The sequence below is a fragment of the Chryseobacterium phosphatilyticum genome, assembly GCF_002899825.2.
Lineage (GTDB): Bacteria > Bacteroidota > Bacteroidia > Flavobacteriales > Weeksellaceae > Chryseobacterium > Chryseobacterium phosphatilyticum.
Genome location: NZ_PPED02000001.1, coordinates 985,491 through 997,299, shown reverse-complemented (window position 1 = coordinate 997,299; position 11,809 = coordinate 985,491). Strand labels below are relative to the sequence as shown.

General features: G+C 35.3%; 10 protein-coding genes. All 10 read right to left on the bottom strand.

Translation table 11 applies throughout. The annotated features are described in order from the left end of the window. Window positions 1–16 precede the first annotated feature (16 nt). Window positions 17–751 (bottom strand): OmpW/AlkL family protein, encoded by a 735-nt coding sequence (locus C1631_RS04535; RefSeq protein WP_109710742.1) that lies wholly within the window; start codon window positions 749–751, stop codon window positions 17–19. Window positions 752–903: 152 nt separating this feature from the next. Continuing rightward, window positions 904–1,818: an SMP-30/gluconolactonase/LRE family protein gene (locus C1631_RS04530; protein ID WP_103249596.1), complete on the bottom strand. Its 915-nt coding sequence runs from the start codon at window positions 1,816–1,818 to the stop codon at window positions 904–906. 31 nt (window positions 1,819–1,849) lie between these two features. Further along, on the bottom strand, window positions 1,850–3,118 hold the full coding sequence (locus tag C1631_RS04525) for an NAD(P)/FAD-dependent oxidoreductase (RefSeq protein WP_109711463.1): 1,269 nt from the start codon (window positions 3,116–3,118) through the stop codon (window positions 1,850–1,852). A gap of 563 nt (window positions 3,119–3,681) precedes the next feature. After that, entirely contained in the window at window positions 3,682–4,869 is a 1,188-nt protein-coding gene (locus C1631_RS04520; protein WP_109710740.1) for an ABC transporter permease, read from the bottom strand. Further along, window positions 4,859–6,022, bottom strand: a complete 1,164-nt coding sequence (locus C1631_RS04515; protein WP_165828233.1) for an ABC transporter permease — start codon at window positions 6,020–6,022, stop codon at window positions 4,859–4,861. The genes C1631_RS04520 and C1631_RS04515 overlap by 11 nt, the downstream gene beginning before the upstream one ends. Before the next feature lie 18 nt (window positions 6,023–6,040). Next, the gene (locus tag C1631_RS04510; protein ID WP_109710736.1) at window positions 6,041–7,042 is read right to left on the bottom strand and encodes an HlyD family secretion protein; all 1,002 of its coding nucleotides are present in this window, start codon (window positions 7,040–7,042) and stop codon (window positions 6,041–6,043) included. 32 nt (window positions 7,043–7,074) lie between these two features. After that, window positions 7,075–8,421 (bottom strand): TolC family protein, encoded by a 1,347-nt coding sequence (locus C1631_RS04505; RefSeq protein ID WP_109710734.1) that lies wholly within the window; start codon window positions 8,419–8,421, stop codon window positions 7,075–7,077. Between the two features lie 407 nt (window positions 8,422–8,828). Continuing rightward, window positions 8,829–10,034, bottom strand: a complete 1,206-nt coding sequence (locus C1631_RS04500; protein ID WP_109710732.1) for a Bcr/CflA family efflux MFS transporter — start codon at window positions 10,032–10,034, stop codon at window positions 8,829–8,831. Window positions 10,035–10,123: 89 nt separating this feature from the next. Continuing rightward, window positions 10,124–11,038 carry a helix-turn-helix domain-containing protein gene (locus C1631_RS04495; RefSeq protein WP_109710730.1) on the bottom strand — a complete coding sequence of 305 codons (915 nt, stop codon included), beginning with the start codon at window positions 11,036–11,038 and terminating at the stop codon, window positions 10,124–10,126. A 139-nt stretch (window positions 11,039–11,177) separates the two neighbouring features. Further along, on the bottom strand, window positions 11,178–11,690 hold the full coding sequence (locus C1631_RS04490; RefSeq protein WP_109710728.1) for a hypothetical protein: 513 nt from the start codon (window positions 11,688–11,690) through the stop codon (window positions 11,178–11,180). Between the last annotated feature and the right edge of the window lie 119 nt (window positions 11,691–11,809).

The window sequence follows — 11,809 nt, the reverse complement described above, 5'->3', positions numbered from 1 at the left end:
ATAATAAATAGGAGTATTATTTTTTACGTTTTTTAAAAACGTATCCTATGGTTGCATAGGTCATTATTGGATTCAGGTCCACATTAATTTTATATTTATCCTCCTGGTTGGTAGTTTGGTTTTGAGTGGTAAGAGTTGCTTTAACTTTTAATGGAATTACAGAGAAATTACCGCCCACAAACCAGCGATCTGTCAAAGCATAGGTTAGACCAGTAGAAAATGCAGGTCTGAAGGCTCCATCTATTTTCAGATCTGTAGGCCCGCCCAGCATTATGTTCAACTGATCATTGGTTACTTTACTACTTGTAAACCAACAATAGGTGAAACCTGCCGAAAGTGAGGCACTTAATTTGGGGATGATGGGTTGTCTGTATTTTACCTGTAATATGGGTGTCCAGGCGGTAGTTTCGGCAATTTTATTAAGGGGTGCCAGTGCATCCCATCCTTTAATGTCAAATTTCGGCGGAATTCCGGCTGTAAGTTCTACAGCCCAATGATCAGTAAAAAAATATCCCCCGGAAAAGCCCAATGTATTGGATTTGCCCAACCTTACAGCTGTATGGGGGACTTCCTGATCCATGGGGGTTGATCCCATTTGAGTCATACGTAATGTTGAACTGTTGGATTGCGGGGCAAGATACATCCATCCGGCTGTTACATAAAAATCTTTAGCCTTTTGTGCATGGATATCTAAAGCCCAGAAAGTAATTATTGAAAATATTAATCTCTTTATGAAACGATAATCTTGCATATTTATGTTTTTATTGTGTTAGAAGATGATCAATAGGTAAATAAAGTACGGCTCAGTCTACATTTTAATTGGGGATTTCTTTTTTTTGATATACTATATTATTTGAAGTGATGTTAAAAGAATAAATGTAAAAAGGCCGTACAATATTAATTTTATTGATGTATCAAGATGGTAATGCCTGTCAACAGCTGATCTTTTCCTGTTTGGTAAATGACTTTCTGTTCTCCGGTTTTAACATTAAATTGTCTTATATGGCCTCCTAAATCGGCGGTGTATACTGAATTATGATCCGGAGCAATAGCTAATCCAATAGCTTCTTTATGGCCTGCTCCTACGATTTCAATTTTACTTTTACCAATATTTTCCAGCTTGGCACGGTTTAATGTGTTTCCTCCCAACGCTTCCTCTCCTCTGTCTGTCCAGTACAGATATCCGTTTACAAAGTCTAATTCTAGATCAATACATTCCGGGAGATGTTCATAAAGCAATTCGATATCACTTCGATTGTTGGCTGAGTCTCCTTTTGGCATTTCAATATTAGCTCTGAAAATACGTCCGTTTCCTCCTTTTGCCGGACCTTTTTGTGTCCAGTAGAAATATCCTGCATCCGGATCTACTGCAATACCTACACAGTGTTTATTTTCATCCATCATATCTTCTTTACCTTTCCCTCTTTCAACAAGTGTGAGGATGTCACTACCGTCCAGTTTTGCACTCATAACCCGCATTCCTTCACGATCACACCAATAGATCCGTTTGTTTTTACGATCCAGTGTAAGTTGTTTTGGAGTGGTAGTTGCACCAACAGGAATGATTATCGTATGATTAGAACCATCCAGATCTATACGTTCAATTGAACCATCATTGTTATATAGTGTTTCTCCTCCTGTAGGAATTCCCATGTTGGTAGCATAAATATGTCCATGTTCATTATCTACAACAATTCCGTCAGGAGATTTTCCCGGAGTATTAATAAGTACTTTTGCTGAACCGGTTTCCGGATCAATAGTTAGAATTTTTTGTCCAAATGCAGCTAAGGCAAGGATCGAGTAATTAATGTTTTCCATTGTGTATTAAATTTTAAGTAGTGATGGTTTGTTATGGTGTAGGATCTTTTTTCTCAGCTCCCAGAATTAATCTTAAGGTAGGGTCATCGGTCATAAAACTTACTACCCAGTTCGTTGCGAGTTTAAATTTATTACGAGATCCGGCAATAGGAATAAGGTGAATGAATAACCAGGTTAACCATGCCATAAACCCTTTCATGAATCCTCCTTTTGGAAAGTCAACTACAGATTTAAACTTTGCAATAGCGGCCATACTTCCCTTATTGTGATAGGAGAAAGGTTTAAGAGCTCTTTTTTCTTCCAGTCTGATGAGGTTATCTGCCAGCAAAACCCCTTGTTGTATTGCAATTTGAGCTAGTTGGGGGTGCCCGTTAGGATAATTTTTATCTGATGTTTGAAAGCATTGATCACCAAGAGCGAAAATATTTTCTGTACCTGAAACACGGTTGTATTCATCTACCATAATCCGGCGTCCTCTGGTTATTGAAGATTCCGGTAAGCCCGGGGCTTGTCTTGCAATTACTCCTGAAGCCCAAATCAGAGTAGCTGTTGGTATGCTCTCATTATTTCCCAAGGTGACAATATCATTATTGTAATCATTTACCAAAGTATTTAAAATGACATCTACACCTCTTCCTTTTAGTACTTTTAGTGCTTCCTGTTGAGCTTTCTGGCTCATAGGCCCAAGTAACGCGTTTGAACCGTCTATAAGATATATTTTACCAACTCCCTGAACGAGATGAGGATAATCTTTTGACATGATATTACGGGACATATCTGAAAGCATTCCGGCAACTTCAACTCCGGTAGCTCCTCCTCCGGCAATGACAATATTTCGTAATTTCTTTTCTTCTTCAATATCGCTGGTAATGGTTGCTTTTTCAAGGCTTAGTAAAATATGATTACGTAATGCGGCTGCATCATTTATATTTTTCATTGGGAAGGCTTTAGCTTCAATATTTTTGTTGCCAAAAAAATTAGTTTCTGTTCCCATGGCCAGAACCAGATAATCATATTTCAGATAACCTTTGTCAGTTTCCACAATATTAGCCTGTTGATGTATCATAACCAGAGAACCTAAATGAAACTCAACATTTTCTTTCCCTTGAAACATTTTACGAAAAGGATAACTGATGTTGGATGGTTCAATGAAAGCGGTGGCTACCTGATAAATTAATGGAGGAAAAAAATTGTAATTGTTGATATCTACCAAAGTAATATCAAAATTTTTATTTTTTGCAAGTTTATTGGCAAGATTGGTGCCTGCAAATCCTCCTCCTACAATGATAATTTTCTTCATATTCATGTGTTAATTTAATCATTTGAATTATGTCTTGTAATGAATAATAAATTAGTATTCTTATTGACAAATTTACTGATGACCCTTTGGTCACTTATTATCTGAAATTCTCTTTTAGTAGTTCGAATCACTCTGTATCATGTTTTTAATGATGCATATTAGAAAGTAAATAAAATACCCGTGATGTATTGTTGAATCTAATACCAAATAAACAAACAACTCAATCACGGGTTAAGTAAGGATTACTCAAAGTTTAAGGTTATTGTATATTATTTGTTCAGGATCAGGATTATCATTTTAACTAATACTGCAAATATATCGACGAATACCCGGTAATCTATTGTCTGAAGTTCTCCTCTAATAGTCCGCAATTCTCTTTGTAATGAATTATTTTATGACAGGAAAATAGAAGACGGAAGTCTAAGGTGAAAGCTTTGATTTATTACTAAAACAACATAAAATTATCATGGTCATGAAAACACTTAAGAATCATTAAGAAGATTCAGAGTTGATGAATACAAGTCAAACTATTCTTTCGTTTTATAGGCGATTTTTTGATGCATTTATTGTGAAATTTTTAAACGATAATTAACTAGTACAGCAATAATAAAGTAGAAAATTGCTGTTAACCACATCTGACCCCATATATCTTTTACATCCCCTAACCCGGCTTGAAACTGACTGAGTGCCAGAAATCCTCTGGCTCCCAATGTGGAGGGAAAAGCATAGGATAATACATTCACCCATTGCGGAAAAACGACTGATGGCCAGGAAATTCCTGTAAGAAAAACAGCGGGAGTAGACAAAAATGTAATGGACATTGCAGCATCTTCTCTTCTTTTGAAGACTCCCATTAAGGCAAATCCTAAGAATATTACAGCTAAGAAAAAGGGAATTAAGTATACAATGACATCTCCAAAGGCTGCTCTGAAAGGTAATTTGAAAATTGTGAATGTAGACCCTACCATTACTGAAAATAATAAAATACATAATAATAAATAAGCAAGTGCTCGGCCTAGCAGTAACGGAATTATTCTAAGATGAATAGAATCTGAAATATTATATGTTTCAAGATATTTGTTTTGCTCTCTGAAAGTTCCTCCCAAGACCCCAATTGCTGTAAGCAATAATGTTTGCATAACCACCAGAAATACAACTGGTAACAGGAATGTCCCATAACCACCATAAGGGTTAAACAGGGGTTTTGTTATAGAAGCAATTGATCGGCGGGAAATCGTACTGTTTTCATAGTTTAAACCGCTGTGCAAAGATTTATTTACTTCTATTTGGGCATTGAAAGTCCCCATAACAGAATTTGTTGCCCCAGATACAGCTTTATTGTGTAACATGTTTGAGGCATCACTGTAAAGTGATAAGGATGCTTGACGGCCAAGAGATATTTTTTGCTCGAAATCTTCAGGGATAATCAATATTCCAAAAACTTTTCCCTGAGTAAATTCTTTCTTTGCCAGATTCATATCATTAGAAACTGATAATACCCTTACCTGTTGAGTAGCATCCAACATTCTTATAAAGTTTCTGCTCATACTGGTCTTGTCCAAATCTACCACAGCTACAGGTGTTTTTTCAATGATTTCATTATTGTAGACAGAACTGTTTAAAAAAGCAACAACAAGTGTAAATACAAGAAATGTCGTCCGTAAAGCATTATCACCAAAAAAATGGAGTAATTCTACCTGACAGGCATTGAATATGGTTTTTATAATTCTATAAAATAAATTATTTTTCATAATGTCCTTTTTGCAGCTGATAACTGAATTTTTTTAGTGAGAGTAAGCCTATCAAAGCAAAAACGCCAAAACCTATCAAATAGGGAAGGGATTCAATCATTGGCATCCCTTTAATCGCAATATTGGTAAGGGCCCTGGAATATGAAGAAAATGGAAAGATTGAGTCAAGAATTTTAATGGCTGTTGGCATTCCTTCCTGAGGAAATGTATAACCGCTAAATGAATATGCTAAAGATGAATAACCTCCTCCCATTGCACATAAGGATCTGAAATCCTTTGTAATGGTTACAAAAAAGACAGCCATCAATTGATAGACAATAATCAAAACCAGGGTCAATAGATATACATTTATAGCGTGGGTGTTGATGGGGATACCCAGATAACCAAACAGGTAAGCGACCATAAGGATGGTTAATAAAGAAAAAATAAGGGTATAAGGTAATATCTTTCCGAAAAATGCAGACAGAACATTTTCTCCACTCAATTTGTACAGGCTTCTGCCTTTGTTGTATTTCAAGATACTTCCCAGAAGGTATAATGTAGTAATCATTACAGTAAGTTGTAATGCCATTGGGAAAAGTGAAAGACAAAGGTAATAGGCATAGTTCACAAAAGGATTAAACAAGGTATGACTCCTCATAATGACAGGCTGAACAATATCTTTTGCCTGTAAAGTGGATGAACCTTTTTTCATAATTACATTCACTTTTGCAGAGGTAGAGAAACTTCCTACTACAGTATTAAATCCTTTATTAATAAGCCCTGCCGGGGTCATGTAATCATTGTTGACATATAATACTACGTTTGTGCTTTTTCCACGGCTGATATCTTTCTCAAAATTGCCGGGAATAATAATCAAACCAAATACCTTACTGGTCTGGATCAGTTTAAGTCCTTCGTTTTGATTATTTACTTCTTTTGTGAAGTCTAATGTGGAGTTGGCATCTATTTGTCTGATCAGTTCTCTGGATATAGCAGTTTTATCCTGATCTAAGATGGCTATTGGAAGTTTACGGAGTACACCATCCCCAAAAATTGCAGCATAAAGGATGAATATTGCTAATGGAACTCCTAAGGTCCAAAGTACTATACCAGGTCTTCTTACGATTGTTTTCCATTCATAAAAAAATACTTTCCAAAAACCGTTTTTCATTGTGTCCATTTGGGTTTGTTATAATGTTACAGATGGTACCAGTACGCTCATTCCTGGGCGGAACCCTTCTATTTTCTTTGTAGGATAGGCCTTGATTTTGAATGTTCTCATATCAAAACCACCTTTGGTTTTGGTTGCTGTCCAGGTGGCAAAATCACCAAGTGGAGCAATATACTTTACCTGTAGCTCAATTTTTTTATTGTCTAATGCAGGTATAATCCCTTCAAATTTGTTGTTCATTTTAAATTTTCCCATCTGATCTTCTTTGATGTTAATAACCACCCAGATATCATTAAGATCGATAAGATTTACAATGGGATATCCTGCATTAACGAGCTCCCCCATATTGGGAAAATATTGATTAACTTCTCCATCCGCCGGTGCAATTACATTAATTTCATTTCTATATACATTAACTTCCTTTACAGCACCATCTGCCTGTCTCATTGTAGCAGCTGAAGCATTTTTATCTTCCATTCTTGCTCCGTTTTTCGCCATCAGATAATTATTATATGCCGCTTTTTCTTGCTCTCTGGATGCATTTTTTTGAGCTTTTGATTCATCTCTTTTTTGTGCAGGAATTACCTTTTCGTTGTATAAATTCTCCATTCTCTTATAAGTAGTTTCTGCTAAATCAGCTGCAGCTTTAGCTTGTTGCCATGTATTATATGCTCCCTGAATCTGTTCGTAGCGAGTCCCGTTTAATGCTTTATCATATTGAGCGGTAGCGGCATCCTTTGCTGATTGGGCCTGAATAAGTTTGGCATCAAGTTCCGGACTGGAAAGTATTGCAAGAAGTTGTCCTTTTTTTACCGTTTGTCCTTCTTCTACCAGCTTGCTTTCCAATCTTCCGGTTACTTTAGGAGCTACATGGATTTCAGTAGCTTCAGCCTGCCCTTGTAAATAATCTTTTGTAGGGGATGTGAGAAAATACACTGATACAGCAGCTATCGCTCCAAATATTAATATAATGATGAGAATATTGATGAATGTAACTGATTTTTTCTGGTTTGTCGCCATTGTAGTAATTTTAAGTTGTAATATTTTAGATTTTATTGGGCAGTGCGGATATAATCATTGCCTATTCCACACATTTCAAATAGCTTAGCGAGGTTGATGTCGTAGTCTGCATAGGCTTTTAGTTGCTCAATTTTTTTACCCGATAGCTCCAGTTCAGCATCAATCACATCAGTAGAGGTCGACATTCCTTCTGAGAAAGAAGCTTTTCGTATTCTTACAAGTTCTTCGGCAAGTTGTATAGATTGATTTAAGGATACAATCTGTTCATTTGATTTTTTTAGTTCGTTGTAAAGCTTCTCAACATAAGTTTTAATGTCGAGTTGAAGTTTTTCTCTGGACATTTCGATCATTTCTTTTTCATTTTTGGCTGTCAGAATTTTATTCTTTCTTCCAAATCCGTCAAAAATATCGTAGGTGACAGTAACACCTACAGTTAAGGGATTTTTTACCAAAGGATAGTTATGAGATGCAATAATCTTTTGACCCGTTAATAAAACAGTGGGCAGATAATTTGCCTTTTCCGCATTGATTCCCTGTTGGGCAATCTCTTCAAGCAGTTTTAATTTTTGTATTTGGGGATAGTTGGCGGCTGCTTTTTCTTTGTATTCTTCCAATGTGCTCATATTTTCCTCCAAAAAGAATGGTGACGTAAGAATAAACATCTCTTCTTGTTCCAATGTTGCAGAAAGGGCTGTTCTTGCCAGAGAAAGGTCTTTTTTAGAGGATAGCAGTTGTCTTTCAGCTTCAGCTACGGCTACTTTAGCTTGTAATACTTCTACCCCGGCAATAAGCCCATTGCGTTCCAGCTTTAAAGAATTGGATAAATGAACATTCATAACCTCTACAACATTCTCTTTTACCATTACAGCTTCTTCGGCCAGTTTTGTCTTGAAATAACTACCAGCCAATTCCGAAACAAGGCTTTGTTCAGAATCGTTTTTTTCTATTTTAGTAACTTCAGCACTTATTTTAGAAATTTTAACTGCGGACCTTATTTTTCCACCTGCATATATCGGCCAGTTCATTGAAATCCCACCGAATGCCATATCTTTTTTCTGGAAGGTAAAGTCCCAATTCCCCAATACAGCGGGTGAAGAGAGGTTTAATAATGTTGCCAATCCATCCCTTTTGTCATTAAGATCAATTTCTGATACCCGGTCTACATAAGAAGCTGTTCCAAAAGCTTTAAAATGAGGAAACATCAAACTTTGTGAGGTTTTGATCTTATTATTGGCAGTTTCTATTTTTTTATTATTTATTTTTACCTGAATATTCTTGTTCATCATCATTTCCCTTGCTTCAGAAAAGCTGAGTGCCATTTGAGCATGTACACAATGTATTCCGGATACTATCATAATAAGCCCAGCCAATAGTTTCATTACGTTTGTTTTATAATTAATCAATAGTTTAATTTTTTAAAATGGGTAATGAATAATTGTAAAAAATCAGATAGGATATTGAAAAGACATATATTCTCACCAAAATTATTTTTAATTCTTTGTTCTTTGAAAGAATTTGCTTTTAGGTAAAAATATAAGACAGGTTGCCATCTGCTGATTCCCGATATCTTTAATCTTTAGAGATCACGGTAAATAAAATCTGTGTTTTTACAGTCATCATTCTTATCCACCATTCATTGATGCTAAATTATTATTGATTTAGGGATAGAGGCTTATTTGAAAGTAGTTAAATATAGTCCGAAAGTATCATTGGGAAAATAATAGTAGAGAATAAATCATGAAAAACAAGCAAACTGATATTTTGGCTTACATAAAAAAAGCAGAGACTAATTCTCTGCTTTTTCTTTTTTTACGGCTTGATTCATAATGAGGATTATTCCAAGAAGAATAAAGGCTATAATCAAATAGCGCCAGGCCAGATCTTTTTGTTCTGTTACATTTCCGGTTATAGAAATAATAAAACTGGTAAGAGAAGTAATGACATAAACCAGCCCACCCATTAAACCTCCTGCTGTACCGGCATTTTTAGGGAAATACAACATACTTGTAGTGAAGAACGAAGTAAATAGAATCCCTGAACATATATGGATGAAAAATGCAAAAGGAATCATAATAAATAGGTTCTCTATGAAGCTACTGGTAATAATTAAAGAGGCAATAAGGATCAGTTGAAGTAAAATAGGTTGTAAAATTCTTGATTTGAAACCCAATGAAAGTCTTCGTTTTCCTATAAAACCACCTATCATCCATGAAAAGCCTAGAATCAATGTACAATATCCTATTACTACAGGGGTAAAATGAAACGTATTTTCAATAATAAACGGTCCTGTGATATTGAATACCATAACAATTGAATAACTTAATCCCAGAATTAAAATTCCCAACATGAAAATTTTATTTTTAAGCATCATAGCATACAAACTGATATTTTCTGAAAGGTTAAGTTTCTTTTTTTGTGGTAGAGTTTCACCACTGAAAAACCATTCAAACAGGAAAAGAAATCCTGCATAAAAAGCAAGGAAATAAAAGTTGGCATGCCAGTTAAAAAGTTTTTCAAGATATCCTCCCAGAAAAGGCGCCAGAATAGGGCCGCAAGACCAGACAATAGTGAAATAACTAAGATAATGCTTCACTCTTTCAGAATCGTAGATGTCGACAAAGATAGCACGGGTAGCGACTACAAGTACAGAAACCGCTGCTCCCTGAAGGATACGGAGTAAACAGATCAGAAAAATACTATTGGTCATTGTAATTAAAATACTACTGATGATCAATAGAAATAAAGCGAGTAATTTAGGACGATAACGACCTATGCTGTCCAGAATTCCACCCACAAACAACTGGGAAATCCCATAGCTTAAAAGATAAGTAGTTAAAGTAATCTGGATATCTTTTTCAGAAACTGACATTTCTCTGGCCATCGACGGAAATGAAGGTAAATAAATATCTGTGACGAACCCGGAAAGCGGGATCGATACAAAAGCCATAATGGTAATTAGTCTGATACGTTTTTCAGACGCTGCTCTCAACATATTCGTTCATTTTTTACATTGCAAAATTAGCTTAAGAAATGCAAAGATCAGTTTTAAAAGACAAAGTAAAAATTACAAAATTCAAATATTTAATATGAGTTTTTAAATTTTAGGGGTGAAGTTTGGGCATGCTTTTTAAAGAAATTATTGAAGTGAGAAGGCTGTTCAAATCCTAAAGTATATCCTATTTCAGCAATATCCCAGTTGGTATATTTTAGTAGGTTTTTAGACTCTTCAAACATTTTTTCTTTAATGATCTGTGTGGTTGTAAGATTGGTTACCGATTTTACCGAGGAATTCAAATGATTAACATGAACATTCAGATGGTGAGCAAAATCCGCAGGTGTACGCAAAACCAGTGGGTAAGCCGGTGAATCTAAGGGAAATTGTTTATTCAGCAATTCGTCAAATAAACGGTATAATCTTACATTAGCCGGAAGCTCACTGGGATTAACATCCTCTACACGGTTTTCCAAAGCAAGATGCAGAACAGATGCCAGATGGCTTTTGATACTGTTGCAACGATACGGATATGCAGAATTATTCATTTTATAAATCTGATCAAAATAAAGAGTAGCCAGCTGCGTTTGCTCTTCCGTTAAAAAAACAACAGGTTTACTCCATTCTTTAAATAATGAGGTTTTTTTAAAAAGGTTGAATTCTGAATTTCCGTTAAAAAACTCCTGGTTAAAGAGACAAAAATATCCTTCCTGAAAATCACTTGTGCATTCCCATGAATAAGGAATACTGGGCGAAGGAAAAAATAAAGCAGGACGATCGATATACAATTCATGAGCACCATAATGAATTGTTCCTTTTCCTATAATAAAACTGATTTTATAATAATCACGGCGATTGTAGGGGCTTTTAAAGCTACAATATTTTCGCATGGAAATATTGAAATGAGATTTTCCTGTTTCAAAATCCTCTGAATCAAATACTTTATTCTTGTCTTGGCGAATACGTTTATAGTAATCTTCAATGGTTTCCAGCTGATCACTCATAGTATAAAATTATAAAAATCAAAGATACAGAAATGTTTGAAACATATTGAGCTATGGTTTTGATACATAAAAACGATTACGATCAAAAATGCTCGACAAGGAGCAGAATAGCCGGTCTGCGATTACGATTCAATTATTTTTATCCTTTGTTGATATCCATGGTTAAAATTTGTGACGGAAGGTTAAAAGGCCCTGTATGATCATCGGCTATATTCGTAAAACCCGTTTCCTTTAAAAATTTTAAAAGAGGGTCATGAGCCAGAATATTGATCCATATGATATCGGTAAAATTGATAGCAGATCTGCATTTTTTCCAGAGTGATTCTCTTGTTTCAGGAGAATCGAATTCGGGAAGGATAACAAAACTGATTTCTGTAGCCCTTTTGCCCTCCGGTATGCCCGGAAATTGAGAACCACTCTTTATAATACTGTATCCTATCGGTTGCTGGTCCGCGTAGGTCATGACAAGTTGATTGGAAAGATCATTCAGGTCATTGATCATCTTTCTTGGATCTATTGAGTTTTTGTATTCTTTAATGCTTTCTTCAGAAACAAAATCTTTGTACAAAGTACCAACCGAAGAATCTATAATGGTTATAAGATCAGAAATTCCTCCTTCAGAACCCACAGTAAATTTTGAAATGATATCCATGATTTTTTTTATTCAAAATTATAAGATTAATTGATTCAGAAGGGATACAGTTGATTAAAATATAACCGGTACAGTAATGTATTTTGTAAATTTGTTCAGTACAGATATAAGGTTGTTAA

What these genes read in the sequence shown, in the direction of transcription:
- C1631_RS04505 (WP_109710734.1), bottom strand. Translation starts at nt 8,421, where the DNA reads ATGAAACTATTGGCTGGGCTTATTATGATAGTATCCGGAATACATTGT.
- C1631_RS04535 (WP_109710742.1), bottom strand. Translation starts at nt 751, where the DNA reads ATGCAAGATTATCGTTTCATAAAGAGATTAATATTTTCAATAATTACT.
- C1631_RS04510 (WP_109710736.1), bottom strand. Translation starts at nt 7,042, where the DNA reads ATGGCGACAAACCAGAAAAAATCAGTTACATTCATCAATATTCTCATC.
- C1631_RS04495 (WP_109710730.1), bottom strand. Translation starts at nt 11,038, where the DNA reads ATGAGTGATCAGCTGGAAACCATTGAAGATTACTATAAACGTATTCGC.
- C1631_RS04530 (WP_103249596.1), bottom strand. Translation starts at nt 1,818, where the DNA reads ATGGAAAACATTAATTACTCGATCCTTGCCTTAGCTGCATTTGGACAA.
- C1631_RS04500 (WP_109710732.1), bottom strand. Translation starts at nt 10,034, where the DNA reads ATGTTGAGAGCAGCGTCTGAAAAACGTATCAGACTAATTACCATTATG.
- C1631_RS04520 (WP_109710740.1), bottom strand. Translation starts at nt 4,869, where the DNA reads ATGAAAAATAATTTATTTTATAGAATTATAAAAACCATATTCAATGCC.
- C1631_RS04515 (WP_165828233.1), bottom strand. Translation starts at nt 6,022, where the DNA reads ATGAAAAACGGTTTTTGGAAAGTATTTTTTTATGAATGGAAAACAATC.
- C1631_RS04525 (WP_109711463.1), bottom strand. Translation starts at nt 3,118, where the DNA reads ATGAAGAAAATTATCATTGTAGGAGGAGGATTTGCAGGCACCAATCTT.
- C1631_RS04490 (WP_109710728.1), bottom strand. Translation starts at nt 11,690, where the DNA reads ATGGATATCATTTCAAAATTTACTGTGGGTTCTGAAGGAGGAATTTCT.